This is a genomic window from Micromonospora sp. WMMD754, from assembly GCF_049315235.1.
Lineage (GTDB): Bacteria > Actinomycetota > Actinomycetes > Mycobacteriales > Micromonosporaceae > Micromonospora > Micromonospora sediminicola.
The window spans coordinates 4,535,409-4,560,651 of the sequence record NZ_CP186058.1 but is presented as its reverse complement, the minus strand read 5'-3'; the positions used below and the strand labels follow the sequence as shown (position 1 = coordinate 4,560,651).

23 protein-coding genes and 2 pseudogenes are annotated in these 25,243 nt (G+C 74.6%); 5 read left to right on the top strand and 20 right to left on the bottom strand.

All coding sequences use genetic code 11. The features are described from left to right. Positions 1–3: 3 nt before the first annotated feature. From ACN27B_RS21995 to ACN27B_RS21920, 16 genes and pseudogenes are all read right to left on the bottom strand, one after another. Positions 4–186, bottom strand: a complete 183-nt coding sequence (locus tag ACN27B_RS21995; protein ID WP_422741402.1) for a hypothetical protein — start codon at positions 184–186, stop codon at positions 4–6. 55 nt (positions 187–241) lie between these two features. Next, the gene (locus tag ACN27B_RS21990) at positions 242–1,696 is read right to left on the bottom strand and encodes a potassium/proton antiporter (protein WP_422741401.1); all 1,455 of its coding nucleotides are present in this window, start codon (positions 1,694–1,696) and stop codon (positions 242–244) included. Positions 1,697–1,791: 95 nt separating this feature from the next. Then, positions 1,792–3,195 carry an NADH-quinone oxidoreductase subunit N gene (locus tag ACN27B_RS21985; RefSeq protein ID WP_422741400.1) on the bottom strand — a complete coding sequence of 468 codons (1,404 nt, stop codon included), beginning with the start codon at positions 3,193–3,195 and terminating at the stop codon, positions 1,792–1,794. Then, positions 3,192–4,673, bottom strand: a complete 1,482-nt coding sequence (locus ACN27B_RS21980; protein WP_422741399.1) for a complex I subunit 4 family protein — start codon at positions 4,671–4,673, stop codon at positions 3,192–3,194. Before ACN27B_RS21980 ends, ACN27B_RS21985 begins: the two co-directional genes overlap by 4 nt. A gap of 3 nt (positions 4,674–4,676) precedes the next feature. Further along, on the bottom strand, positions 4,677–6,605 hold the full coding sequence (locus ACN27B_RS21975) for a proton-conducting transporter membrane subunit (RefSeq protein WP_422741398.1): 1,929 nt from the start codon (positions 6,603–6,605) through the stop codon (positions 4,677–4,679). Further along, entirely contained in the window at positions 6,602–6,895 is a 294-nt protein-coding gene (gene nuoK / locus ACN27B_RS21970; RefSeq protein WP_369700202.1) for an NADH-quinone oxidoreductase subunit NuoK, read from the bottom strand. Before nuoK ends, ACN27B_RS21975 begins: the two co-directional genes overlap by 4 nt. Before the next feature lie 8 nt (positions 6,896–6,903). Continuing rightward, positions 6,904–7,425: an NADH-quinone oxidoreductase subunit J gene (locus ACN27B_RS21965; RefSeq protein WP_099161442.1), complete on the bottom strand. Its 522-nt coding sequence runs from the start codon at positions 7,423–7,425 to the stop codon at positions 6,904–6,906. A 1-nt stretch (position 7,426) separates the two neighbouring features. Next, the gene (locus ACN27B_RS21960) at positions 7,427–8,308 is read right to left on the bottom strand and encodes an NADH-quinone oxidoreductase subunit H (RefSeq protein ID WP_099164641.1); all 882 of its coding nucleotides are present in this window, start codon (positions 8,306–8,308) and stop codon (positions 7,427–7,429) included. Between the two features lie 38 nt (positions 8,309–8,346). Next, positions 8,347–9,600, bottom strand: coding sequence for a hypothetical protein (locus ACN27B_RS21955; RefSeq protein ID WP_422741397.1), 1,254 nt, complete (start codon positions 9,598–9,600; stop codon positions 8,347–8,349). Then, the gene (locus tag ACN27B_RS21950) at positions 9,591–9,938 is read right to left on the bottom strand and encodes an NADH-quinone oxidoreductase subunit A (protein ID WP_098745244.1); all 348 of its coding nucleotides are present in this window, start codon (positions 9,936–9,938) and stop codon (positions 9,591–9,593) included. Before ACN27B_RS21950 ends, ACN27B_RS21955 begins: the two co-directional genes overlap by 10 nt. 67 nt (positions 9,939–10,005) lie before the next feature. Next, positions 10,006–11,684, bottom strand: a pseudogene (ctaD, locus tag ACN27B_RS21945) (cytochrome c oxidase subunit I). Positions 11,685–11,872: 188 nt separating this feature from the next. Then, the gene (locus tag ACN27B_RS21940; RefSeq protein WP_422741396.1) at positions 11,873–13,447 is read right to left on the bottom strand and encodes an ANTAR domain-containing protein; all 1,575 of its coding nucleotides are present in this window, start codon (positions 13,445–13,447) and stop codon (positions 11,873–11,875) included. A gap of 532 nt (positions 13,448–13,979) precedes the next feature. Beyond that, positions 13,980–14,666, bottom strand: a pseudogene (locus ACN27B_RS21935) (sigma-70 family RNA polymerase sigma factor); the annotation flags it as partial. A gap of 227 nt (positions 14,667–14,893) precedes the next feature. After that, positions 14,894–16,108, bottom strand: a complete 1,215-nt coding sequence (locus tag ACN27B_RS21930) for a cation:proton antiporter (protein WP_099161447.1) — start codon at positions 16,106–16,108, stop codon at positions 14,894–14,896. A 49-nt stretch (positions 16,109–16,157) separates the two neighbouring features. Then, positions 16,158–16,592 carry a ChaB family protein gene (locus ACN27B_RS21925; RefSeq protein WP_253866531.1) on the bottom strand — a complete coding sequence of 145 codons (435 nt, stop codon included), beginning with the start codon at positions 16,590–16,592 and terminating at the stop codon, positions 16,158–16,160. A gap of 22 nt (positions 16,593–16,614) precedes the next feature. Further along, positions 16,615–17,049, bottom strand: coding sequence for a phage holin family protein (locus ACN27B_RS21920; RefSeq protein WP_099161448.1), 435 nt, complete (start codon positions 17,047–17,049; stop codon positions 16,615–16,617). A gap of 139 nt (positions 17,050–17,188) precedes the next feature. On the opposite strand from ACN27B_RS21920, the gene ACN27B_RS21915 reads away from it, so the two are divergent. Then, positions 17,189–18,475, top strand: a complete 1,287-nt coding sequence (locus ACN27B_RS21915; protein ID WP_157779075.1) for a low temperature requirement protein A — start codon at positions 17,189–17,191, stop codon at positions 18,473–18,475. A 165-nt stretch (positions 18,476–18,640) separates the two neighbouring features. Continuing rightward, the gene (locus ACN27B_RS21910; RefSeq protein WP_422741395.1) at positions 18,641–19,321 is read left to right on the top strand and encodes a hypothetical protein; all 681 of its coding nucleotides are present in this window, start codon (positions 18,641–18,643) and stop codon (positions 19,319–19,321) included. A 241-nt stretch (positions 19,322–19,562) separates the two neighbouring features. Here ACN27B_RS21910 and ACN27B_RS21905 read toward each other — a convergent pair whose 3' ends face one another. Continuing rightward, on the bottom strand, positions 19,563–20,402 hold the full coding sequence (locus tag ACN27B_RS21905; RefSeq protein ID WP_422741394.1) for a L,D-transpeptidase family protein: 840 nt from the start codon (positions 20,400–20,402) through the stop codon (positions 19,563–19,565). Positions 20,403–20,517: 115 nt separating this feature from the next. Here ACN27B_RS21905 and ACN27B_RS21900 point away from each other — a divergent pair, with 115 nt between their 5' ends. Both ACN27B_RS21900 and ACN27B_RS21895 read left to right on the top strand, forming a co-directional pair. Next, positions 20,518–21,726: a DUF2254 domain-containing protein gene (locus tag ACN27B_RS21900; protein ID WP_422741393.1), complete on the top strand. Its 1,209-nt coding sequence runs from the start codon at positions 20,518–20,520 to the stop codon at positions 21,724–21,726. 65 nt (positions 21,727–21,791) lie between these two features. After that, positions 21,792–22,187 (top strand): DUF4190 domain-containing protein, encoded by a 396-nt coding sequence (locus ACN27B_RS21895; protein WP_099161452.1) that lies wholly within the window; start codon positions 21,792–21,794, stop codon positions 22,185–22,187. Between the two features lie 3 nt (positions 22,188–22,190). Here the strand turns inward: ACN27B_RS21895 and ACN27B_RS21890 are convergent, their stop codons facing one another. From ACN27B_RS21890 to ACN27B_RS21880, 3 genes are read right to left on the bottom strand one after another with little or no spacing between them, the layout of a single operon-like run. Then, entirely contained in the window at positions 22,191–22,622 is a 432-nt protein-coding gene (locus ACN27B_RS21890) for a hypothetical protein (protein WP_157779077.1), read from the bottom strand. Further along, positions 22,619–22,990, bottom strand: coding sequence for a DUF1330 domain-containing protein (locus ACN27B_RS21885; protein ID WP_396822000.1), 372 nt, complete (start codon positions 22,988–22,990; stop codon positions 22,619–22,621). Before ACN27B_RS21885 ends, ACN27B_RS21890 begins: the two co-directional genes overlap by 4 nt. 29 nt (positions 22,991–23,019) lie before the next feature. Next, positions 23,020–23,289, bottom strand: a complete 270-nt coding sequence (locus tag ACN27B_RS21880) for a BON domain-containing protein (RefSeq protein ID WP_099161454.1) — start codon at positions 23,287–23,289, stop codon at positions 23,020–23,022. A gap of 227 nt (positions 23,290–23,516) precedes the next feature. Between ACN27B_RS21880 and ACN27B_RS21875 the strand changes: the two genes are divergently transcribed. Then, positions 23,517–25,235 (top strand): protein kinase domain-containing protein, encoded by a 1,719-nt coding sequence (locus tag ACN27B_RS21875; protein WP_422741392.1) that lies wholly within the window; start codon positions 23,517–23,519, stop codon positions 25,233–25,235. Positions 25,236–25,243: the final 8 nt, after the last annotated feature.

The window sequence follows — 25,243 nt, the reverse complement described above, 5'->3', positions numbered from 1 at the left end:
GGCTCAGGACCGCCGCATCGACCGTGCCGCGAGAAAGCCGAGGAACGCACCGACGGTCAGCGTCACCAACCCGCGCGCGGTGAGCGCGGAGCGCAACCGGCCCAGGCCCGCCTTCGGGTCCACCACGCTGCCGGCCACGTCGCCCGCGGCCCCCACCACCACGTCACTGAGCTTGCCGCGGTCCATGGCCCACCCCCTTGCCGAGAGCCGCCGGCTACCCGGTGGGACGCCCATCAAACGTTCACTCGTCCCGACCGGTGAAGACCCGCTCCGCCGCGGGCTGCTCACCGCCGGCCACCAGCACCTCGTCGCCGGCGCGCAGCACCGTCGCCCGACCGAGCCGGAGCTGCTCGCCGTCGCGGCTGACCAGGCTCACCCACACGCCCTCGTCCCGGCTCAGCTCGAACAGGGGCCGGCCGTCGGCCGGGGCGCCGGAGGCGATCGTGTAGTGGCGCAGCCCGACCGGCTCGCCCTGCACCCGGATGCCGACTGCCCACGGTTGCAGCGGCGTGGTCCGCATCGGCACCCGGCACCACCGGGCCACGAGGGGGACCAGCCCGCCCTGCACCACGATCGAGAACGCGACCACGGCGAAGACGATGTCGAACAGCCGCAGGTCCTGTTCCAGGTCGGCGGTGAGGATGAACGTGCCCAGCAGGATCGGCACCGCGCCCTTGAGGCCGGACCAGACCACGAAGATCCGCTCACCCCAGCGCAGCCGGACCGTGCTGAGCAGCCCGCCGACCACGATCGGCCGGATCACGAACGTGAGCAGCACGGCCAGCGCCAGGCCGGTGAGCCAGGCGCGCTCGGTCACCATGCTGCGCAGCGACACGATCAGGCCGAGCAGGCCGAACGCCAGGATCTCGCCGAGGCTGGCCAGCGCGCCGTGGAACCGCTGGATCTCCCGCTTGAACGGCGCTCGGGCGTCGCCGACGACGATGCCGGCGAGGAACACCGCGAGGAATCCCGAGCCCCGGGCCAGCGTCGCCGCGCCGTAGATCGACACGGCGGCGAACACCACCTGGAGCGGGTAGAGGCTCTTGTCCGGCAGGGACACCCGGCGCATCAGCTGCAGGATGAGCCACCCGCCGGCCAACCCGACCACCGAACCGACCACCAGTTGCAGCGCGAACTCCCCCGCCCCGGAGGCGACCGCCGACCAGCCGCCGGCGGTCCCGGCGGCGAGCAGGCTCGCCATCAGCGCGATCCCCACCGGGTCGTTGGCGCCCGACTCGCCCTCCAGGATCGTGCCGCTGCGCCCCACGACGGTGCGTCGCCCCAGCACGGAGAACACTGCGGCCGGATCGGTCGGGGACAGGGCGGTGCCGACCAGCAGCGCGGCGAGCCAGTCGAACCCGAACACCCAGCGCAGCACCAGCGCCAGCGCGCCGGCGGTCAGCAGGGTACCGAGCACACCCACCAGCGCGACCGGCCCGAGCGACGGTCGTAGCCGCCGCCAGCCCATGCTCATCCCACCGCTGAACAGCACCAGCACGAGCGCGATCTCGACCAGGTGCCGGACCGCGTACAGGGACAGCTCGTTCAGCTTCGGAAACAGGTCGGAGACGATCGCGGCGGCGAACAGGAACAGCGCCGGCGCGGGCAGCCGCAACCGGTCGGCGAGCCGGTTGGACAGCACGGCCAGGACCGCCACCGCGCCCAGCGCGGCGACGTAGAGCGCGAAGCCCGTCACCGCCACCCCATCCCGGTCCGACCCGCCGGGTCCCCCGCGGATCCCGTGCGCTGCCGCTACCCGCCCAGGCCCGAGTTAACCGGGCCGGCACCCGATCAGTGGGCGAGCACCTGGGGCACCAGATGGTAGAGCGGCACGGTCAACACCGCGCCGACCAACGCCACCCCGGCCGCCGACGCAGCCGCCAGCGTGCCGCTCCGGCCGTCGGTGGCCGGGCACCACCCCGCCGGGGTGTACGTGGGCACCAGCCAGCGCAGGTAGTAGAAGAGACTGGCCACGGTGTTGACCGCGGCGACCACGACCAACCAGGCCAGCCCGCCGTCCCAGGCGGCGGTGAACACGGTCAGCTTGCCGGCGAAGACCGCCGTCGGGGGCGTGCCGACGAGTCCCAGCAGGCAGATCGTCAGCGCCCCGGCCAGCCAGGGCCGACGGCGGGCCAGCCCCCGGTAGCCGTCGAGGGTGTCGTGCGGCTCGGCGGCCAGCACCGCGAACGCGCCCAGGTTCGTCACCGCGTACCCGACGAGGTAGACCAGCAGGGCGGGCAGCGCGCGCTCGGCGCGGCCGGCGACCGCGACGGCCATCAGCAGGTAGCCCACCTGCGCCACGGTGGAGTACGCGAGCAGCCGGCGCGGGTCCGCCTGGCCGAACGCGGCGAAGTTGCCCAGCGTCATGGTGACCGCCGCGAGCACCGCCACCAGCAGCGGCCAGTCCACCACGTCGGCGGGCACCGCCACGGCGAACAGTCGGTACGCCGCCAGCAGGCCGCCGAGCTTCGGCACGGTGGTCAGCAACGCGCCGGCCGGGACCGACGCGCCCTGCACCGCGTCGGGCACCCAGAAGTGCCCCGGCACCGCGCCGATCTTGAACAGCAGACCGGCGAGCACCCCGACCACCCCGACCGCGACGGCGGCGGGCGGGGCCCCCGCCAGTCCGGCGCCGAGCCGGCCGTAGTCGCTCGTCCCGCCGCCGAGCGCGGTCAGCAGCGCCGCGCCGGCCAGCAGGCCGACCCCGGCCAGCGCGCCCATCAGGTAGACCTTCAGCGCCGCCTCGGCGCCCCGCCGGTCCCGGCCCCAGCCGGCCAGCCCGGCCAGCGGCACCGACGACAGCAGGTACGCCACGGCGAGCAGCAGCAGGTCCGACGCGCCGGCGAGCAGCACCGCGCCGAGCACGGCGAGCAGCGTCAGCACGTAGAACTCGGTCTCCCGCCGGTTGCCGGCGACCCGGCCGGCGGCGATCCCCACCACCAGCAGCCCGGCCAGCGGAATGAGCAGCCGCGCGGTGGTGGTGGCCGGGTCGAGGGCGTAGCTGTGCGCGTAGACGGTGGTCCGCTCGCCGACGGCGGGCAGCGTGGCGACCACGGCCGCGAGCAGCGCGCCGGCGGCGACCAGCCGGGCCACCCACTGCCGGTCGCGGGGCAGGAACGCCCCGGTCAGCAGCGTGGTGACCGCACCGGCCAGCAGGAGCAGTTCCGGCAGCAGCGCGAGCGGACGCTCGTTCACCGGGCGACCAGGTCGGTGATCACGCGCGCGGCGGGTTCCACCACGTCCAGCAGCAGTCGGGGAAACACGCCGATCAGCAGCGCGAGCGCCAGCAGCGGCAGCACCGCCGCGGTCTCGGCGGTGGTCACGTCGGCGGTCGCCGACAGGCGGTGCCGGGCCGGGCCGAGGAAGACCCGGTGCAGCGCCCACAGGAACAGCCCGGCGGTGACGAGGATGCCGGGCAGCGCGATCGCCACCGCCACCGGCGCGGAGCCCAGGCCGCCGGCGAAGATCTGGAACTCGGCGACGAACCCGGAGAAGCCGGGCAGGCCGAGGCTGGCGAACGCCGCCACCGCGGTCAGCGCGGCGAACCGGGGGGTGTCGCCGGCCAGCCCGCCGTAGGCGTCCATCCGGTAGGTGCCGCCCCGGTCGTAGAGGACGCCGGCGAGCAGGAACAGCGCCGACGTGATGAGCCCGTGGCTGACCATCTGGGTGACCGCGCCGGCCACCGCGACCGCGCGGGCCTGCGCGTCCGAGCCGGCGACCAGGCCGGCCGCGCCGACGGCCAGCACCACGTACCCCATGTGGTTGACCGAGGTGTACGCGATCATCCGCTTGAAGTTGGTCTGGGCGAGCGCAACCAGCGCGCCGTAGAGCACGCTCACCACGCCGACCACGACGACCACCCCGGCGTAGCGCCGCCAGGCGTCCGGCAGCATCGGCATGGCGATCCGGACGAACCCGTAGGTGCCCATCTTGAGCAGGATCCCGGCCAGCACGGCCGACCCGGCGGCCGGGGCGTCGGTGTGCGCCGGCGGCAACCAGGTGTGGAACGGGAACGTCGGCGTCTTGATCGCCAGCCCGAGCAGGACCGCGAGCAGCACCAGCGCGCCGGCCACGCCCTCAGTCGGCGGGTCCCGGGTCAGCGCCACCATGTCGAAGGTGTGCGGGCGGGCGGCGACGAAGAGGCCGATGAAGCCCAGCAGCAGCGCCAGCGAGCCGAGGAACGTGTAGAGGAAGAACGTCAACGCCGAGCGGCGGGCCTGCGGGCCGTGCCCCCAGCCGGCGATCACCGCGTACATGCCCACGATGGACAGGTCGAAGAAGACGAAGAACAGGATCAGGTCGAGCGCGACGAACAGCCCGAGGCAGGTGGTCTGCAGGGCGAGGAAGAGCGCGGCGAACTGGCGTGGCCGGTGCTGGCGGCGCAGCGAGTACACCGCGCAGGCGGCGAAGACGACGGTGGTGAGCGCGAGCAGCGGCAGCGACAGCCCGTCCACCCCGACGTGGTAGCCGGCCCCGGCGCCCGGGATCCACGGCCGGTCCACCTCGAACGCGAACCCCTCCCCCGGGTACGCCCACCACAGGCCGAGCACCGCCGCGACCTCGACGCCGGTGACCGCGATCCACACCCACGACACCGCCCGCGCCGGCAGGCCGGGCCAGAGCAGCAGGACCACGGCCGCCGCCAGCGGCGCGAAGACGATCAGGGACAGCACGGGTCACCTCGCCAGCAGCAGGATCAGCACGGCGGCGCCCAGCACGAGGACCACCTGGACGTAGTACTGGTGGATCAGGCCGGTCTGCGGCCGGCGGGCCAGCGCGCCGAGCCGGCGGGCCGCCCGGGCGAGCCGACGCACCAGGGCGTCCACCCCGTGGTCGTCCACCCGGGCCAGGGCCTCCGCCGCCCGCCGGGTCAGGACCGGCACCGCGGCGACCCCCCGACCGAGGACGGCGTCGTCGAACCGGGCCAGCCCCCGCGCCGCACCGAGGGCCGCGCCCGGCACGGCGTGCACGGCCCGGTCGAGCACCCGGTCGTCGAACCGGGCCAGCCCGCGGGCCAGCGCGAGCGTCGGCCGGACCACCAGCAGCCGGGCCGCCGGGTCGAGCCCCAGCCAGGCCCGGGCCCAGGCCGGGGCCGGCAGCCGGGTCGGCGCGGCGACCGCCAGCGTCACGCCGGCGACCGCGAGCAGGCCGGACAGGGCCAGGTCGGCGCCCCGGACCGGGGGCGCCGCACCGGCTCCGACGGCACCGGCCACCGCCCCCGACAGCGGCGGGAGCGCCAGCGCGCCGAGCACGGCCGCGCCCACCGCCAGCGGCACCAGCGGCACCAGCGGCACCCGCTGACCGGCGGCCACCTCGCGGGTGCCGGCGCGTTCGGTGTCGTACCCGGCCTCGGCGCCGGGCGGGACCGGGCGCAGCACCAGGGCGAGCGCCCGGCCGGCGTAGAGGGCCGCGAGCAGCGCGCCGGCCAGGCCGACCAGGTAGAGCACCGGGGACCGCTCGCGGGCGCCGGCGAGCACCTCGTCCTTGGTGGCCCACAACGCCAGCGGCGGCACCCCGGCCAGCGCCAGGGCGCCCACCGCGAACCCGGCCCCCACCAGCGGGTGGCGGCGGCCCGCGCCGCGCAGCGCGGACAGCCGCCGGGTGCCGAGCGCGGTCAGCCACGCCCCGGCGGCGAGGAACAGCAGCGCCTTGGTGGCCGCGTGCCCGATCAGGTGCGCGACGGCGCCGGCCGGGGCGACGGCGGCGCCCAGCACCACGTACCCCAGTTGGGCGCTGGTGGAGGCGGCCAGCAGTTGTTTCAGGTCGCTCTGGGCCAGCGCGACCGCACCGAGCGCCAGGGCGGTCAGCGCGCCGCCCCAGGCGGCCACGTCCACCGCCCAGCCGGTCGCCACGAGCAGCGGGTGCAGGCGGACGAGCAGGTAGCCGCCCATCGCCACCATGGCGGCCGAGTGCAGCAGCGCGCTGACCGGGCTCGGGCCGAGCATGGCCCGGGACAGCCAGAACGAGAACGGCAGTTGGGCCGCCTTGCCGAAGCCGGCGGCCAGCACGCCGGTGGCGGCCAGGTCCCGCCAGCCGGTCGGCAGCGCGGCGAGCCCGGTCAGGTCGAGGGTGCCGCCGGCCAGTCCGGCCCCGGCGGCCAGGTAGAGCCCGAGGTCGCCGACGCGGGTGGTGAGGAACGCGGTGCCGCCCGCCGCGACCGCGTCGTCGCGTCGCCAGTGGAACGCGATCAGCGCGTACGACATCGCGCCCATGATCTCCCAGCCCAGCAGCAGCACGGGCAGTGTCGTCGCGGTGGCGGTGAGCAGCACCGCGGCGAGGAACACCAGCATCAGCCCGTGGAACCGGGACCGGTCGGAGCGGATCTCGGCGGCGGCGTACGCCAGCACCAGCAGCGCCACGGCGGCCACTGCCGGGACGACGAGCGCGGCGAGCCCGTCGACGGCCAGGCCCCAGCGGGCGCCGGCCAGGAACGGCGCGTCGATGCCCGGCCGGGCCGGCGCCACCGCGACGGCCAGCCCGGCCACCAGCGCGGCGACGGTGAGCGCCAACGCCGGAGCGACCCGCTCCGCCCGCCGCCCGACCAGCAGCAGCGCCCCGCCGGCGAGGGCCGGGAGCACGACCAGGGCCCACAGCGCCGCGCTCATCCCCGCAGCTCCCCCGCCATGTCGGTCATGTCGGCGTCGCTCGACCGGAACAGCAGGGTCACCACGGCGAAGCCCATCGCCATCTCCACGGTCATCGCGGCGATCACCACCAGCACCAGGACCTGCCCGTCGGGCTGCTGCGGGGCGAGGAACCACCAGAGGGCGGCGGCGGCCACGATCACCCCGTTGATCATGAGTTCGAGGCCCATCATCACCATCACGGCGGCCTGCTGGCTCAGCGCGCCGTACAGGCCGACGCTGAACAGCGCGGAGGCGAGCAGCAGGAACATCGGCAGTGTCACGGCCGCTCCGGAGAGTCCGGACGGTCGTACCGGCCGCGGGCGGTGGCGAGCACCAGCGCGGCGACCATGGTGGCGAACAGCACCGCCGAGACCGCCATCATGACCAGCATCTTCGAGCCCATGACCGCCTCGCCCAGGGCCCGGGTCGGGTCGGCGGGCGGCTCGCCGCGGCGGGTGGGCCACGGCACGAGCACGGAGCCGGCGGCCAGCACGACGAAGACCCCGACCGAGACCGCCAGCGCGCCCCGGCGGTTGTGCAGCATCGACATGGGCATCAGGCCGGCCGGGTTCATCATGAACATGACCATGAAGACCGCCATGATCGCCATCTCCATGACCATCATCAGGACGGTCACCACGCCCAGGTAGCCCAGGTCGAGCAGGAGCAGCTCACCACCGACCGCGACGAACGACAGCGCGAGCGCGAACGTCGCCCGGGCCATCGAGTCCACCGTGAACACGGCGACGCCGGACGCCACGGCGACCACCGCCAGCACGACGAAGGCGACGACCGCCACCTCAACCCCTTCCTACCACGATCACCGCCACGACGAGCACCTGCAGCAGCGTGGCGGGCAACGCCACCAGCCAGGCCACGCGCATCAGCCGGTCCGCCCGCAGCACCGGCACCCGGCCGCGCACCGCCACCAGTGCCACCAGCACGGCCAGCGTCTTCAGCAGGCTCCACAGCCACGTCGGCAGCAGCGGCCCCGACCCGCCGCCGAGGAACAGCGCCACCGCCGTCGCCGCGCCCGCCGCCAGCAACGCGTACCGGCCGGCGAGCAGGACCAACCGGTCCACGCCGGACGGCTCGGCCAGCACGCCGCCGGCCACGTCCCGCCCGTCCGGATAGGCGAACGGCCCGGACATGCTGAACGCGAGCACCGCGCCGAGGAGAACCAGGAACGCCACCGGCATCCACACCACGAACCACAGCGCCCGCTGCGCCGCCACCACGTCGGCGATCCGCAGGCTGCCGGCCGCCACCGCCGGGGCGGTCAGCGCGAACATCAGCGGCAGCTCGTAGCCGAGCGCCTGGGCCAGGAACCGGTAACCCCCGACCAGGCCGTGGACGCTGTTGCTCCCCCACCCGGCGAGCCACACCGCCGCCCAGAGCAGCACGTCCATCGCGTTGAACCAGACCACCCCGACCGGCAGGTCGGCCACCACCCGGTCGCCCAACGGCACCACCACGACCATGAGCAGCGCCACCACCAGCGGACCGGCCAGCCCGAGCCGCCACAGCAGCAGATCCGCCGCCACCACGCGTCGCCGTCGCTGCCGCAGCAGCCGGGCGGTCTCCCACAGCGGCCGCCCGGCGCGGTGCGCGAGCGTCGGGCCGCCGGCCGGGTCGAGCAGGCCCGCCAGCACCGCGGCGGCCAGCGCGAGGCCGAGCACCATCCCGGCGGCCGGCACGACGCCCCACCACGGACCGGCGGTCACGATCGGGTCCCCGCGGCCAGCAGCCCGTCCGGGTCGGGGTCGAACGAAGCCAGCACCACCCGGGCCGCGGCCAGGTCGAGCCCGACCATGAGCCGGGCCGCCAGCTCCAGCACCGCCGCCGCGTCCGGCGCGGGACCGGGTTCGCCGCCGGCCAGCAGCCGGTCCGTCTCGGCCAGCCGGTGCCGCCACCGGGCGGTCGCGTCGCCGCAGACCGCCGCCGGGGCCGCCACTCCGGCGCGGGCCGCCGCGACCGGCGACAGCACTCCCAGGCCGTCGGTGGCCAGGCGCAACCCGCGGGAGCGCCGGGCCCGCCGGTCCAGCGCGGCGAAGCCGGCGTACGCGGCGGCGAGCGGCACGTGGTCGACGAGCGCGTCACGCAGCCGCCGCGCGTCGGCCGCGCCGGCCGGCCAGCCCGCGATCGCCCAGAGCCGGCCCAGCGAGTCGAGGTGCGCCACGGCCTGCCGGCGCCGGCACAGCCCGGGATGGTCCACGTCCGGGTACGGTCGCACGGCCGACGGGTCGGCCGGGGGCAGCACGCGGGCGTCGGCCGACTGCACCAGGTCGCCCTGCACGGCCACCTCGACGACCAGGCCGGCCGGCCAGTCCGCCAGCACCGGACCGAGCGCCAGGTGCAGCACGTCCAGCTTCAACCCGTCGCGGTCCTCGGCCCGCTCGGCCATCATCAGCCCGCCCGGCATGGACATCCCGTCGTGGTCACCGTGGCCGGGCCGCTCCGACCCGCCACCGTGCCGCCCGTGACCCGCCTGCCGCGCGCCGCTCGCCTCCTGCCCGTGGCGCGTGTGCTCCCGATGCCCCGCGCCCGGCCCGTGTCTTCCCTCCTGGCCGTGCCCTTCCTCCTGGCCGCGCCTTCCCTCCTGGTCGGCCGAGGAGCCGCCCTCCCGCGCACACCCCGGCCCCGGGTCCGGCGGCTTGCCGCCCGCCCCGGTCAACCGGGCGACCGCTGTGCGCAGCGCGGGCGCCGCCCCGGCCGGGTCGGTGATCCGCGCCCGGGCCCGAGGGCCCGGAAGCTGCTCCCACACCCGCTCGATCGCCGCCGCCAACTCCGCTCCCGGGTCGCCGGCGACCACCAGCAGGTCGGCGTCCGCCGGGGACGCCGCGACCGGCCACCCGGCCCGGTCGGCGTGCGCCTCCACGGCCAGGCGGGCGCCGGTGGCGCCGGGCACGGCCGCGACCAGCAGGTGCGGCCGGCGGGCCGCCCAGCGGGCCAGCACGTCGTCGATCAGGCCCACCGCAGCGCGCCCTCCCGCCAGGCGTAGACGACACCGGCCATCAGCAGGCCGAGGAAGACGAACATCTCCGCCACGGCAGGTGTGCCGATGTCGGCGACCACCACCGCCCACGGGTACATGAACAGCATCTCCACGTCGAAGGCGAGGAAGAGCAGGCTGATCGCGTACCAGCGGACGTGGAACCGGGAGACGGCGTGCTCGTGGGGCGGTAGCCCGGACCGGAACGCGGCGACGGTGGACGGCGCGCCCACCGCCGTCCGCAGGTGGGCCAGGTACAACGTGCCCACTCCGGCGGCGGCCAGACCGAGCATGGCCAGCACCGGCGCGTACCTTCCCATCCGTCCTGTTCCTTCCGAATCGGTGCTTCCACCCTGCCAGCCCGCCGGCGTTCCCGCCCGGTATCGGTCAGTCCGCCGCGGCGCGGGGGCTGGGCAGCGCCGCCGCGGCCCGTTCCTGCCGCAGGTCGTACGCGGGCCGCTCGGATCGGATCCGCGGCATCCGGTCGAAGTTGCGCAGCGGCGGCGGCGAGGACGTCACCCACTCCAGTGCGAGACCGTGGCCCCACGGGTCCGGCTCGCGCACCACGGGACCGAACCGGTAGGAGTGCCAGACGTTCCACAGGAACGGCAGCATCGAGATGCCGAGCACGAACGACCCGACGGTGGACACCGTGTTCAGCGCGGTGAAGCCGTCCAGGGCCAGGTAGTCGGCGTACCGGCGCGGCATGCCCTCGGCGCCGAGCCAGTGCTGCACCAGGAAGGTGGTGTGGAAGCCGATCATGGTCAGCCAGAAGTGGATCCTGCCGAGTCGCTCGTCGAGCATCCGGCCGAACATCTTCGGGAACCAGAAGTAGACGCCGCCGAAGACGGCGAACACGATGGTGCCGAAGAGCACGTAGTGGAAGTGCGCCACCACGAAGTACGAGTCGTGCACATGGAAGTCCAGCGGCGGGCTGGCCAGCAGCACCCCGGTGAGCCCGCCGAGCAGGAACGTGACCAGGAAGCCGAGCGCGAACAGCATCGGCGTCTCGAACGTGATCTGCCCGCGCCACATGGTGCCGATCCAGTTGAAGAACTTGATCCCGGTGGGCACGGCGATCAGGTAGCTCAGGAAGCTGAAGAACGGCAGCAGCACCTGGCCGGTGGCGAACATGTGGTGCGCCCACACGCTCATCGACAACGCCGCGATGCCCAGCGTCGCGCCGATCAGCCCTCGGTAGCCGAAGACCGGCTTGCGGGAGAACACCGGGATGATCTCGGTGATGATGCCGAAGAACGGCAACGCCACGATGTAGACCTCGGGGTGCCCGAAGAACCAGAACAGGTGCTGCCACAGCATCTGCCCGCCGGTGTCGGCGTCGTAGACGTGCGCGCCGAGCTGCCGGTCGGCGAGCGCCGCGAGCAGCGCGGCGGCCAGCAGCGGGAACACCAGGATCACCAGGACCGCGGTGACCAGGATGTTCCAGGTGAGGATCGGCATCCGGAACATGGTCATGCCCGGAGCGCGCAACGTCAGCACCGTGGTGATCAGGTTGACCGCGCCGAGGATCGTCCCGAGCCCGGAGATCACCAGGCCGATCAACCACAGGTTGGCGCCCGTTCCCGGCGAGTGCGCGGGCCCGGCGAGCGGCTGGTAGGCCGTCCACCCGAAGTCGGCCGCGCCGCCCGGTGTGGCGAACCCGCCCAGCACGAGCAGCCCGCCGAACAGGTACAGCCAGTAGGCGAACGCGTTCAGCCGCGGGAACGCCACGTCGGGCGCGCCGATCTGCAACGGCACCAGGTAGTTCGCGAAGGCGAACACGATCGGGTGGCGAAGAGCAGGAGCATGATCGTGCCGTGCATGGTGAACAGCTGGTTGTACTGCTCGGGCGAGAGGAGCTGCATGCCCGGACGGGCCAGCTCGGCCCGCATGAGCAGTGCCAGCAGCCCGCCCACCAGGAAGAAGCCGAACGCCGTGGTCAGGTAGAGGACGCCGATCTGCTTGGCGTCGGTGGTGCGCAGCAGGCGCGCCAGCGCCGAGCCGCGTACCGGCCGGCGGACCGGGCCCACCACCGCGGGCGGCCCCGGAGCCGTCCAGAGGTCCATCCGCTCCCCCTTCCCTGTGCGCCTGCGATGTCCGGCCGGACCGGGCCGGAAACCTCGACGCGCCGCCTCGTGCAGACGCTGAGGTGTATCGCGGAGAGCGGGCGCCATCCGCCGCCGAGGGGCGGTCGACCCGAGCGGACCCGCGGGCCAGGACGAGCCACTGGCGGAACCGACCAGGCGCGGCGACGTCAGCGGCGGGCCACCGCGCCGTGCACCTCGGCCACCCGGCCGTCGGGGTCCACGACGGGCTCGGCGACGAGTCGCACCGGCCATGCCGCACCGCGTCGACGGACGGAGAACTCCACTTCGGTCGGCTCGGCCCGCTCCACCAGGGCGCGCAGCGCCGCCCGCACCCGGGGCGCGTCCGACGGCGTCGCCCAGCGGTGCAGGGCGCCCAGCAGCAACGGGCCGTCGGCCGGGTCCCGGCCGAGCACCCGGTAGGCACCCGACGACCAGGCGACGGCGTCTCCGCCCAGGTCCCACTCGACCCAGCCGACGTCACCGGCCCGCTCCAGCCGGGCGGACCGGTCCGCGGCCCGCCGCTGCTCGTCGTGGTAGTGCCAGCTGGCGAGCAACCCGTCGCCGAACGGGACGGCGCGGAGGCTGAGCAGCACCCGGGTCGGCCTGGCGCCGCCGGCCCGCCACGCCGGGCCCGGGCCCCAGTGGAACGGACGCCCGTCGTGCAGGGCGCGGGCGCAGCCGGCGACGATGCCGTCGTCGGCCGCCGACGGGTGCAGTTCGAGCAGCCGAAGACCGGTGAGCGCGTCCCGGCCGCGTTCCGCGCCGTCGGTCGCGTCCGGGCTGCACCGGTCGAGGCGGAAGTCGACGACCCTGCCGGCGTCGTCGCGGACCGGGCACCAGAACGCCACCGACCCGGGCAGCGCGTCGAGCACCGCCTCCAACCAGTGGGCGGCCGGCGCGTCCCCGGTTGCCCCGGACAGCGCCGACAAGCGCCGACCGGCGGTCTCGGCCAGAGCGCTCAGATACGCCCGTTCCCCGTCGTCGAGATCCCGATGGGTGTCCCAGCTGATCGCGGCCACCCCGATCGTGTGGCCGGCCCGGCGCAGCGGGAGGCAGACCCGCACGGCTCCGCCGCCGATGAAGTCATAGCCCCGACGGCGGGCCTCGTCCCGGGTCAACCACAGCGGGTCGCCGTCCACGGCCGCGCGCAGCAACGCCATGTGGACCGTGCCGGGCGCGCGTTGCCACAGGCTCGCCACGGATCGAGGCAGCCCGTACGAGCCGACCAGCCGGACCGCGCCGTCCGGTTCGAGCAGACCGAGCAGCGTCGAGTCGGCACCCAGGTGGCGTACGGCCTCCGCCAGCATCTCGGCCAGCGCGTTCGCGTCGCGGGCGGTCGCCATGGCGGCTCGGGCCAGATGGTAGCGACCGGCGGCCTCGCCGGTCAGGGGCACCGGCCCGCCGGCGGCCGGCTCCGGCGGGGGCGCAAGCGGGCGCAGGTAGCGCTCCGGCCGGAACGCCTCCGGCGGGGGCGGCGGGGCCACGGGCGGCGGGGCGACGGCGCCGAGCAGGCCGGCCGCCACGTCCACCAGCCGGATGTTGCTGTGCTGCGAGATCCGCCTCAGCTGCGTGAACGCCTCCTCCGGCGAGCAGCCCTGCCGAGCGATCAGCAGGCCGGTGGCCTGTTCCACCACCGCGTGCGCCCGCCGCTCCCGGCGCAGCGCGTCCAGTTCGCGTTGCAGGCGCTGCACGGTCGCCACCAGGGGCGGTGCCGGGGCAGCCGCGGCCCGCCGTCGCGTCATACGTTCTCCCCGCCGTGGGTCCGTCGTCGCGACTCGACCCTATCTCCGCGGGTGCCCGCCGGCACGGCGGCGACATCCGGTCCGCCTCGGCGGCCCCCGGCCCGACCCGGGACTCGCGGGTGCCGGTGCCCCGGACCGGGAGGCAGGGAACCAGTCGGGTCAGGCCCGCCCGCCGCAGCAGGCTCATCCCGTTCGGCGGCAGGTTGACCAGCGTCAGCCGGGCCCGCACGTGGGCGCAGGCCCGGCGCAGGTCCAGGACCGTCCGGGCCAGGCGGGGCGACTCGACCGACGCCCGCCGCAGGTCCACCACCAGCGCGCGGGGCCGTTCGGTCAGCGCCATCCGGGTGAGCCGGTCGCGCAGCAGGTCCACGCCGTCGTCGTCGAGGACCCCCGTCACGGACGCCACGGTGGTGGTGCCGGCGCGGCGGAACACCACGCGGACCCGACCGGCGTCGGCGGGCTCCTCGGCGGTCATCTCCCGCCGCAGCAGCCCGATCGCCCGGCGCAGCAGGCGCGACACGTGCATCTGCGAGATGCCGAGCAGATCGCCGATCTGCTCCTGGGTCTGGTTGCCGTGGAAGTAGCGGATCACCACGCCCCGCTCCCGCTCCGGCAGGTGACGCAGCGCCGCCAGCAGGTCGAGCCGGTCGCAGAGGCCCTCCACCCGGGAGTCCCGCTCGGCCAGCAGGTCCTCCCGCTCCCCCGCCTCGTCGTCCCCACCGGCCGGCCGGTGCAGCGACACGTTGCGATACGCCCGCCCGGCGGCCAACGCCTCCACCACCACGTCGACCGGTACGCCCAGGTGTCCGGCGACCTCCTCGGCCCGCGGCACGCGCTGCGACCGGCGGGTCAGTTCGGCCTCGGCCGCGTGCACCAGCAGGTACCGCTCCTGCAGGCCGCGGGGGACCCGGACCCCCCAGCTGTGGTCCCGGAAGTGGCGCTTCAACTCGCCCAGGATGGTCGGGGTGGCATAGCCCGCGAACGGCACCCCGCGCCGCGGGTCGTACGCGTCGACCGCCTTGACCAGGCCGTAGCAGGCAACCTGGACGAGGTCGTCGAGCGGCTCGCCCCGGTGGGCGAACCGCCGGGCCAGCGCCACGGCGAGCGGGCGGTGCACCTCGACCAGGCGCTCGCGGGCGCGCCGGGCGGTCGGGCCGACGGCGTCGTGCAGCAGGGCGAACAGTTCGTCGACGCCGGCGTCGGGGCGCAGCACGGACATGGTCATGGGAGTCCTCCACGGAAGGCGGCGGATCAGCGGTCACGGGGGGCCGGCCACTGCAGCGTCGTGACACGCGTGCGGGCAGGGACGAGCCCCGGAGGTGCGCGCTGAGCCGTCAGGGTGGACGTGGTCGTCCTGGTGCCGTTCGTCGACACCGCGGCTGCGAAGCGCGAGCTACCTCGATCGCTTTCCGGGGAGGTCGCCGGCAAACGCCGGCGGGTCGACCGTTACCGCTTCGAGATCTCGTGGTGTCCGGCGGCGTACCAGCGGCGGCCCGGCATCGCGGTGGCGCCGTGCACCACGACGCTGAGCGTGACGACGAGGCTGCCGGCGGTCCAGAGCAGCGGATCCCGCGCGCCCTCGTCGGCACTGAAAGCCAGGTAGAACAGCGCGGACACGCCGATCGGGCCGAACCAGCCGAGGAAGACCAGCTCCCGCCAGGGCAGCCCGAGCGGCTTCCGGAGCGCCAGCACCACCGGCAGCCGCCGCAGCAGCAGGACCGCGACGGCGAACAGCGGCAGCCGCCAGCCGGCGTCGAGCCAGCCGCGCCACGGCAGTTCGACGCCGAGCAGGAAGAACAGTGGCAGCACCAGGTATCGGGTGAGCGAGTCGTCCAGCTTCTGCTCGGCGATGCGGGGCTGGTCGCCGACGACCCAGTTGTAGGCCAGCCCGGTGACGAACGCGGCGAGGATGCCGTCGGTGTCGAGCACCCGCGCGACCCCGAGCGCGGCGATGCCGAGCAGCACCGCGAAGACGAGCAGCGAGCCCTGGTCGAGGGTCTCCCGGCGGCTCGCCGCGCGGACGGCGTGTCCGGCCAGCCAACCGAGCAGCACGCCGACGATCACCGCGCCGAGCACGCCCCACACCGCCGCGGTCACCTGGTCGGCCCACGGCTGCGCGCCGATGCCGGCCAGGGCGAGCACGACGAGAGGAAACGCGAGCCCGTCGTTGCCGCCGGACTCGCCGCTGATCACCTGCCGGAGCCGGGCGGGCAGTTGCCGTTCGGCCGGGCCGCCGGAGACGATGCTGGAGGCCAGGACCGGGTCGGTGGGGGTCAGGCAGCTGCCGAGCAGCGCGGCCAGGCCCAGCGGCATGCCGAGCACGAACCAGGACAGGCCGGTGCTGAGCAGCGCCATTCCGAGCATGCCGGCGGAGAGCAGCACGAGCACCGGGCGCAGCACGGCTCGGTAGCCGGCGAGCGGGAAGCGCAGCGCGACCGCCATCAGCGACACCGCCAGCAGGGCCCGGCTCACCTCACGGTTCAGCTCGGCGCCGAGCCGGTCACCGACGTCGACCAGACCGAGCACCGGGCCCGCCAGTGCCCCCAGGGCGAGCGCCAGCAGCGGCTCGGACAGCACGGTCCGGCGGATGGCGCTCGACCAGAAGGCGAGCAGGACACCGAGACCCCCGACGAGGGCGTACGCGAGCAGCAGCGGATTCATGCCCGCCCGCTACCCGTCGCGGCATCGCCCACTCGGCCGTCTCGCCGCCTCACGTGCGCCGGGCGCGGGCGGTGGCCCGGGCGTTGGCCTTCTCGATCGCCTCGACCAGCTCACCCTTGTTCATGTTCTCCGGGTCGTCGATGCCGACCCTGCGGGCCACGTCGTCCAGGTGCCCCTTGCCGGCGTTGGCGTCCACCCCTTGGGCGGTGGGCCGGTCGCGGTCGCGCGAGGCCGGGGTGCCCTGGGCCGCCTGCGGGTCGGAGGGACCCTTGTGTTCCTTGGGTTCCCAGTGGTCGCCGACCTTCTCGTGGGTGTGCTTCAACGACGCGTAGGCGGCACGGTGCGCCCGCTCGCCGTCGCCGTAGCTCTCCTCGGCCGACTCCAGCGTCTTCTTGTACGTGCGAACCGCCTTGTCGTCCGAGCGCGCGATGGTCGACGGGACGTCGTCGCGCATCTCCTCGGCCTGTTCGTGCTTGTCCGGCATGTCGCTGCCTCCTGCTCCGGTGTCACCTGTCCAGTTCGTCGCGGGCGGCGTCGACGCCGGCGGGCAGCACCCGACCGGCGGTCTCGGTGACCATGTCGCGCACGTCGTCCGCGAGCCGCGCCGAGGGACCTCCGGCCGCCCGGAGCTGCGCCAGCCCCGCCCGCCCCAGCACCACGGCGGCGACGAGGTAGCCGGCGGTGAGACCGGCGGCGGCAAGCCGGCGCGGGAGCATCGTCTCCAGCACGCGCAGCACCGTGGTCGACGCCGCGCCGGCGCCGAGCACCAGACAGCCACCGGCGGCAGCCAGCAGGACGACGCCCACACCCGCCGGTCGGGCCGCCTCGCCCACCTGCGCGCGTACGGCTCGCACCTCCTCGCGGACGACGTCGGCCACGTCCTCGGCGAGTCGCTCGGTCGGGCTCCGCCGTCCGTCCCCTCCGACGGTCCCCTCGCTCATCGCACCTCCCACTGCGCCGCCGCGTGCCCCGCCGCGTACCCGCGGAGACGCGCCGCACACCGCGATGCCGCAGCTTCCAGTCGGTGGGTGCGACGGCAAAGGTGGGACTCCGCCGCGCCGGATGCCCGAGACTGGCCGGATGAGCAGCCCGCCGCGCCTCCGCCGGTCCCGGTGGCTGATCCCGGTGGCGCCGGGCAGTCGGGTCACCCGCCTGGAGCTGTTCTACGACCTGATCTTCGTCTTCGCGTTCCTCAACGTCACCGGACTCGTCGCCCGCGATCTGGCGGCCTCCCAGGTGGCGGCCGGCATGGTGGTGGTGGCGCTGCTGTGGTGGTGCTGGACCGGCTTCGTCGCGCTCGGCAACGTGGTCCGCGCCGACCACGGCGTCCTGCCGGTCCTCGGCTTCGGGATCATGGCCGCGGTGTTCGTGCTCGCGATCGCGATCCCCCAGGCCTTCGTCGACCAGCCCGACGACCTGCCCGGCCCGCTGGTGTTCGCCACCTCCTACCTGATCGTGCGAGCCCTGACCTCGGCCGGGTTCCTGTTCGTGCTCACCCGCGCCGGGCACACCCGCGTGCAACTCGCCGCCGTCACCGTCCCGCCGGTGCTGGCCGCCGTCCTGATCGGGCTGTCGGTCGCCGCGCCCCGGTGGGTGGCCGCCGACGCGGTCCTGGAGACCCGCCTGGTCCTGTGGACCGCAGCCCTGCTCGTCGAGTACTCGGTGGGGCTCTTCCTGCCCTACGCGCACTGGTCGCTGCCGTCGGCCGGGCACTGGGCCGAGCGGCACGGCCTGATCGTGCTCGTCGCCCTCGGCGAGGTGGTGATCTCGCTGGGCATCGGACCGGGCCGGTTCGACCGGTTGGCGCTGACCACCCGGGTCATCACCGCGTCCGTGCTGGGCATCGCGCTGGTCGCCGCGCTGTGGTGGCTGCACTTCGACAGCCTGGCCGCCGGTGTGGAGCAGATCCTGCACGGCGTGCGGGATCGCGTCCGGGTGCCGCTGGCCCGCGACGTCTACACCTACCTCCACCTGCTCACGATCCTCGGCGTGGTGACCACCGCCCTGGGCCTCAAGCTGCTGCTGGAAGCCGTCGCCATGCGGCACTCCCCGCTGTCCGGTCCGGTCAGCGCGGTCCTGCACGGTGGAGTCGTGATCTACCTGGTGAGTCAGGCGGCGATCGCCCGGCGCGCCTTTCGTCGGACGAGCCGCTCCACCCTCGTCGCCGCCGTGCTGATCGCCGCGCTGACGGTGCCCGGCGCGCACGTCGCGCCGCTGGCCGCCTTGACGACGCTCGTCGTGGCCTGTGGTGTGCTCGCGGTGTTCCAACGGATGACCGGCGAGCGCAGACGGATCAAGGCATCGCTGCGTCGCGAGGAGCACGCCGTCGAGGAGGCGGTCAGCGCCTGGCGGAAGGAGTATCTGTGAGGCGCTCGCACTGCGGAACCGCTCTCCGGTAGTCCGATCGCACCTCGCTCGTGGCACCTACCTCGTGTCCACTCGTGCCGAGAGCGTCCGCGTGCCTGTTCGCCGGACGTCGCGCGTGTCGCGAGCGGCCGTTCCCGGGTCCGGGCGCGGGTAGGCTACGGCAGGGTGAGCGACGATCCCGGCCGGCGACGACGTGAGGACGACGCCCGCCTCAACGGCCTCGCCCACCGGCTGGACAAGCCGATGGGCGTCCTGGGGCTGCTCTTCCTGTTGCTCGTCCTGGCCCAGGCGTTCGTCCACGACGAGCCGCTCAGCACGGTGCTCACCGTCACCAGTTGGATCCTGTGGGCCGTTTTCGTCGCCGAGTTCACGCTCCGCGCCTGGACCGCCCGCCACCGCGCCGGCGAGTTCTGGAAGCACAACTGGTGGCAGCTGATCTTCCTGGCCGTGCCCTTCCTGCGGTTCCTGCGGGCGGCGAGCGCGCTGCGGGCGGCCCGGGGCGGCGGCGTGGTCGCCGCCGCGATCCGCGGGTCCCGGTCCGCCGGCCGGCTGCTCACCGACCGGCTGGCCTGGCTCGCCGTGGTGACCATGGCCGTGATCCTCGCGGCCGGGCAACTGCTCGTGGTCACCGGCTCCTACCGCAATCTTCCCCGTGCCCTGCACGACGCGGCCTACGCCACCATCACCGGTGAGCCGCTGCGCGTGAACGACACGTTCGCGCAGATCCTGGAACTGGTGCTGGCCGCGTACTCGGTGGCGGTGTTCGGCACCCTGGCCGGCGCGCTCGGCGCATTCTTCCTCAGCCGCGAGCGGGCCGAGGAGCAACGCCGCCAACCGGAGGAGTGAGGGCCGACCCGTCAGTCGAGGTGGTCGTCGTGGGGTCGCAGGCCGAGCATGACGCGGAGCAGGAGCAGCGGCGTGGCGGATCCCCCAGCCGGTGAACATCTCCGGACCGAGCAGGTGGTCGGCGACGTCCCGGGCCCGGTCGTCATCGACGATGCCGCTCCACGAGGGCGTCCATGCCGCCACAGCAAGAGGGGACGTTCCTTGTGGACGGAAAATGTCCGACAGTTGCCCGCCCGAGCGTTCAGTACACCCAGACCTGGGTCTTCTTCGGGAGCAGGTCCTGGGCCCACAGCCAGTCCATCGCCGGCAGCGTCACCCGCACGCAGCCGTGCGACGCCGGATACGGCGGGACGCTGGTGTAGCCGTGGATGGCGATCCCCTGCTCCTGGAAGTACTTCGGCCGGTACAGCCGGCCGAGCGGGCCGTCGCGCCACCCGTCGACCTGCCAGTCGATGGTCCATCGGCCGCGCGGGGTGTCGGCCAGGTAGGTCTCGCCCTGGTACGTGTAGTGCTCGAACGTGCCGGTCGAGGTGTTGAAGATCCGGCTCACCTTGCCGTCGTCGACAATCATCAGCAGCTGCCGGTCCAGGTCCACCTCGGCGAGATGGCCGTCGGTGCTGCGGGCGTCCGGGCGCTTCCCGCCGTCGAGCGCGGCCCGGGTCTTCGCGCCGACGATCCCGTCCGGGCGCAGGCCGGCGGCCTTCTGCAGCGCGTAGACCGCCTGCTCGGTGAGCAGGCCGTACGTGCCGTCGGACTCGCCGACCCAGTATCCGAGCCGGTCCAGCCGCTCCTGCAGTGCCCGGACCGCGTCGCCGGTGTCGCCACGACGTAGGGCCTCCCGCGCCCCGCCGTCGGGCGTGCCCGACGGCGACGGACTCGACGGCGAAGGCGACGCCGTGGTCGAGGCGGGCGTGGGCGTCGCACCGTTCGTCGGGGCGGTCGGCGGGGCCGGTGGCGGTGTCGACGTCGCCGGCCGGCTCGGACCGGACGAGGCCGGCTCCGGATCCTGCTCGGCGCCGCAGCCGGCCGCGAGCACCAGCAGGGCGGCGGTGACGGCTGCCGTGACGTGTCGGTTCCTCATGATCAGCGTGCCGGGTTCCGGCCCACTCCTCTCGTGCGTCCGGTCGGGATCCCCCTCCAGGTAAACAGACCCGCCGGCAGGTATGCAAAAGGCGCGTACCGGGGACTACGGGGGAATGAGCGGCACTCCGCGTACCCTCCGGTCCCGCCTGGCGGCGGCGTGGTCGGGGTTCTGGCTGGTGCCGGCGGCGTTCGCCGCCGGAGCCGTGCTGCTGGCCCTCGGCCTGTCGGTGGCCGAACTGCGGCTGGGCCTGCCGACCGGCGGGTTCCTGCCCAGCAGCGTGGCCGGCGCCCGGTCGCTGCTGTCGTCGATCATCACCGCGATGATCTCGTTCACCGCGCTGGTCTTCTCCATCACCGTGGTGGCCGTCCAGCTCGCCAGCAGCCAGTACTCCCCCCGTGTGCTGCGGACCTTCCTGCAGGACCGGATCACGCAGGCAGCTCTCGGCACCTTCCTGGCGACCGCGCTGTTCGCCATGGTGGTGCTGGCGGCACTGCCGGCCGGCTCCGACGCCCGGCTGCCGGAACTCTCGCTCGCCGTGACGATGACCCTCGTGCTCGCCAGCAGCGGGTTGTTCGTCTACTACCTGCACCACGTCACCACCGTCATGCGGGTCTCACACATCATCGCCGCGGTCGGCGCCCAGACCCGCCGGGTGATCGAGGAGCAGTATCCGGTCGGCCCGGCCGCCGGGCCCGTCGCGCCGCTGACCCCGCCGGTGCAGGTGATCACCGCGGCGCAGCCCGGCATGATCCAGCACGTCGACCTCGGCCGGCTCGCCGCGCTGGCCCGCGAACACGACTGCGCCCTGTCGGTCCTGCCCGCGCCGGGCGACTTCGTGGTGGCCGGGCAACCGCTGATCGCGGTCCATCCGATGCCCGGCGGACCGCTCCCGGCGACCGTGCCGGAGGCGCGGGCGTGCGTCGCGGTGAGCCTCGGCGTGGAACGGACCCTGGGTCAGGACGTCGGGTTCGGGTTCCGGCAGCTGACCGACATCGCCGAGCGGGCCCTGTCACCCGGGATCAACGACACCACCACCGCGGTCCGCAGCGTCCAGGAGATGCACGACCTGCTGCGTCGTCTGGCCGGCCGCCCGGGTCACCGGCTTCTCGTCGACGACCCTGACGGCACACCACGGGTACGGGCGCGGGCGCAGGACTTCGACGGTTTCCTCGCGGTCGCGGTCGACGACGTCCGGCGGGCGGGACACGACCAGCCGCGGATCACCCGCCTCCTGGACGATGTGCTGGCCGACCTGCGTTCCGTGGCGCTGCCGGAACACCTGCCCGACATCGCCGGCAGGACCGAGAGCAGGCAGGCATGAGTCGACGGTGACGGGGGAAGCGGCCGGCACAGGCCGGCGCCACACGGCGTGGCGGAGGGAGTGCCATGACCGCGTCCAGCGAACCGGCCCGCGGGGCCGGCGCCTCGACCCGCTCCCGCCGGGCCCGAGCCGGTACGGCGGCCAAGACCAGCACGGCCGCCGCGCTCGCGCTCGTGTTCGGCGTGTCCGCGCTGTTCAGCGTGCTCACCGCCATCCTCGCCTGGATCGGCGTGGTCCTCGCCATCGTCGGCATCGTCCTGGGCATCGTCGGCCTCAAGATGGCCGCCCGGCCGGGAGTCACCGGCCGCGGCGTGGCGATCGGCGGGCTCGTGCTCAGTGTGATCGCCCTGCTGCTCGGGCTGGCGCTCGGCGCGGGCATCACCACGTTCCTCAACAACGAGGGCGCGGTGGAGCGGCTCCAGCAGCAGGTCGACGACCTGCGTGACCGACTCGACAACTGACCGTCAGTTCCAGCCGGTCACCTTCTCGGCGGCGAGCGCCCGACCGCCCTCGAAGTCCCGGTACGCGCCGGCGGGCCCGAGCCGGTAGCGGTCGGACAGGTCGCGGTAGGAGAAATCGACGACGGTGCCGCTCACGGTCACCAGTTGCGGCGGTTCCGCGCTGACCGGATCGACGGACAGCACGAGCAACGTCCCGTCGGTGAAGTCGACGTCGCGCACCACGAAGGCGGTGCCGGTGATGACGCGATCGACCGTTGCCGTCACGGTGAGACGCGCGCCCACCTCGGCTCGGGCGACCGTGCCCAGCCGGACCGTGGGGGTCGGCTCCGGTGACGGCCGCGGGTGCTCCGGTTCGCCGGCGCAGCCGGTGGCGAGCAGGACCGCCGTCGACAGGGCCGCCAGCTGCCTCCGTCGTCGCGGCTGGGTCGGGCTCACCCCTCGGTCCAGGGGACCGTGGGTTGCAGTACGGCCTCCTCCAGTGCCGCGGTCCGCCACCGGGTCACCTCCTGGTAGTCAGGGTCGGCGACCATCCGGCTGAACGCCGCCCGGCTCGGATAGCGCACCAGCAGCACCGCGTCCCACGCCTGCCCCTCCTCCGCCACCAGCGCCGGCCCGCCGTCGCCGGCGTAGAGCACCTCGCCGCCGTAGCGGGGCAGGAACGTCTCCCGCAGGGCGGCGCCGTACCGCTCGTAGGACTCCCGCCCGCCCTCGGCGAAGCGCAGCAGGTTGAGCATGACCACCGGAGCGTCGGGATCGGCGGCGAGGAACGCCTTCAGGTCCCGACCGACGGGATCGACTGCCATGATCCGTTTCTCCTGTCCCGCCTGCGGCGTCACACCACGTACACCCGGACGTTGACATCCTGCACCCCGGACACGGCCCAGGCGAGTGCGCGCGCACGGGCCAGCGCTTCGGCCGAACCGACCCGTCCCTCCAGGATGACCACCCGGTTCTGCGCCTCCACGCAGATGCGCTCGTGGCGCAGCAGCGGGTCACGATTCATCTGCTCGACCACCTGGCAGGCCAAGCGGGTGTCGTTCGCCGCCGGGCCGTCGTGGAACGCCGACGGCAGTCCCTCCGGGAAGAACCACGGGTAGGTCATGACGCGTCTCCTCACCTCTCGATAGGCGTTCTTCACGCCCTACCCCGAGTGTTCAACCGGCAATACCCCAGGTCCATGACGATCCGCACCCGCCTTCGTGACACCTGGCGGTCTGACCGTCCGACCCGCTCGGGCGGCTGTTTTCCTGCTGGAGAGCCGGGTAGGAGGCCGAACTGTCACCGCGTTCGGAGCGGGACGGCCGGCGCGACCACGGAAGGAGGTCCGCGATGCGGGTGTTGGCGGGACGCTACCGCCTGGAGCGACAGGTCGGCCGGGGCGGCTCGGCCGTCGTCTGGCAGGCGGTCGACCAGTTGCTCGACCGGACGGTCGCGGTCAAACTGCTCGCCCCCGGCCCGGCGGAGGACCCCCGATGGCGTGGGGCGGTGCGGAACGAGGCGCGAGCCGCCGCGCGGCTGGAGCACCCGAACGTCGCGGCGGTCTACGACTACGGTGAGGCCCGGCTGTCGGGGCTGCGCCGGGTGCCGTTCCTGGTGCTGCAGTACGTCGACGGCGAGACGCTCGCCGACCGGCTGCGCCGGACCGGTCCGCCCGGATGGCCCGACGGCGGACGAATCTGCGCGGAGGTCGCGGCCGGGCTCGCCGCGATCCACCAGGCGGGGTTGGTCCATCGCGACGTCAAGCCGGGCAACGTGCTGCTCGCGCCCGAGGCAGCGAAGCTGGTCGACCTCGGTGTGGCGCTCGCCGTCGGCTCCGCCACGGTCGACGGCCGCGGTGAGATCCGCGGCACGCCCTCCTACATGGCACCGGAGCAGCTACGCGGCGAGCCGGCCGTGCCCGCGTGCGACGTCTACGCCCTCGGCCTCCTGCTCACCGAATGCCTCACCGGACGACGTCCCGCTCTGCCGGACCGGCACGGCCGCGACGAGCACGAGGCGACGCTCCGGATCGACGGTGTGCCCGAGGCCGTCGACGATCTGCGTCGTCGCTGCCTCGTACCCGATCCCCGCGAGCGGCCGGACGCGGACACCGTGGCGCGGTCGCTCGCCATCGCCGGCGCCCCCGACGCGGTGCGGGTGCGGCCGGCCGCCGGTGCGCGCCCGGACCCCCGGCCCACGACTCCCGAGTCGCCGGGGAGGCGCCGGCGGACGAGGCTGCGACGCGCGGCGCTGGCCGGCGGCCTCCCGGCGGTCCTGGCGGGCGCGGCACTCGTCGCCCAGCTTCCCGGCTCCGGTTCGATGCAGGACGCCTACGGCGCGCCCGAGACGACGCCGAGCGCGGCCTTCGGTTGCACCGTCACCTACTCCGCCGAACGTGCCGGCGGCACGTTCGGCGCGGAACTCACCGTGGAGGTGACCGGGGGGCAGCCGACCGGACGGCCGGTGCTGCTCTTCCGACTCTCGCCCGGCCAACGCCTGGGCGCGCCGATGGACCGGTGGCAGTCGGGGCGGCTGGTGCGGCTCCCCCTCCCGTCGGACGCCTCGTCACCGGTCCGGGTGCCGCTGCGCGGCACCTACACCGAGCCGGCCCGGTCCGGGCCGGACGGCTTCACGCTCGCCGGCGTGCCCTGCCGCCGGTCGGCCGCGCTGGTCACCATCGCGGGCGGCGACAAGCCGCGGTCGGGCGCGCCGACCACGGCCGCACCGCGTACAACTGCCGGCGAGCCGGCGGCGCCAGGCACCACCGGGCGCGTGACGCCGCCGCCGCGGCCCGCGGTGGACGAGACTCCGGCGAGCCCGCCGCCCTCGACCGGGAAGCCCATCGCAGGCAACACACCGTCGGCGCCGTCGTCGCCGTCGGCCACCACCTCCGGGCCGACGACCAACCCGACCGGATCCGCCGACTCGACCACGAGCCCGTCCGCCTCCGCCCCGGCGCCGCCCGGCCCGGATGCTTCCGCCCCTCCGGCCGCTCCGACCTCGGCGGCCCCGACCGCCGCCCCCGCCCCGACCTCGGCCGCCCCGACCGGCGCGGATGTCCCGGTCTGACCTGCCGT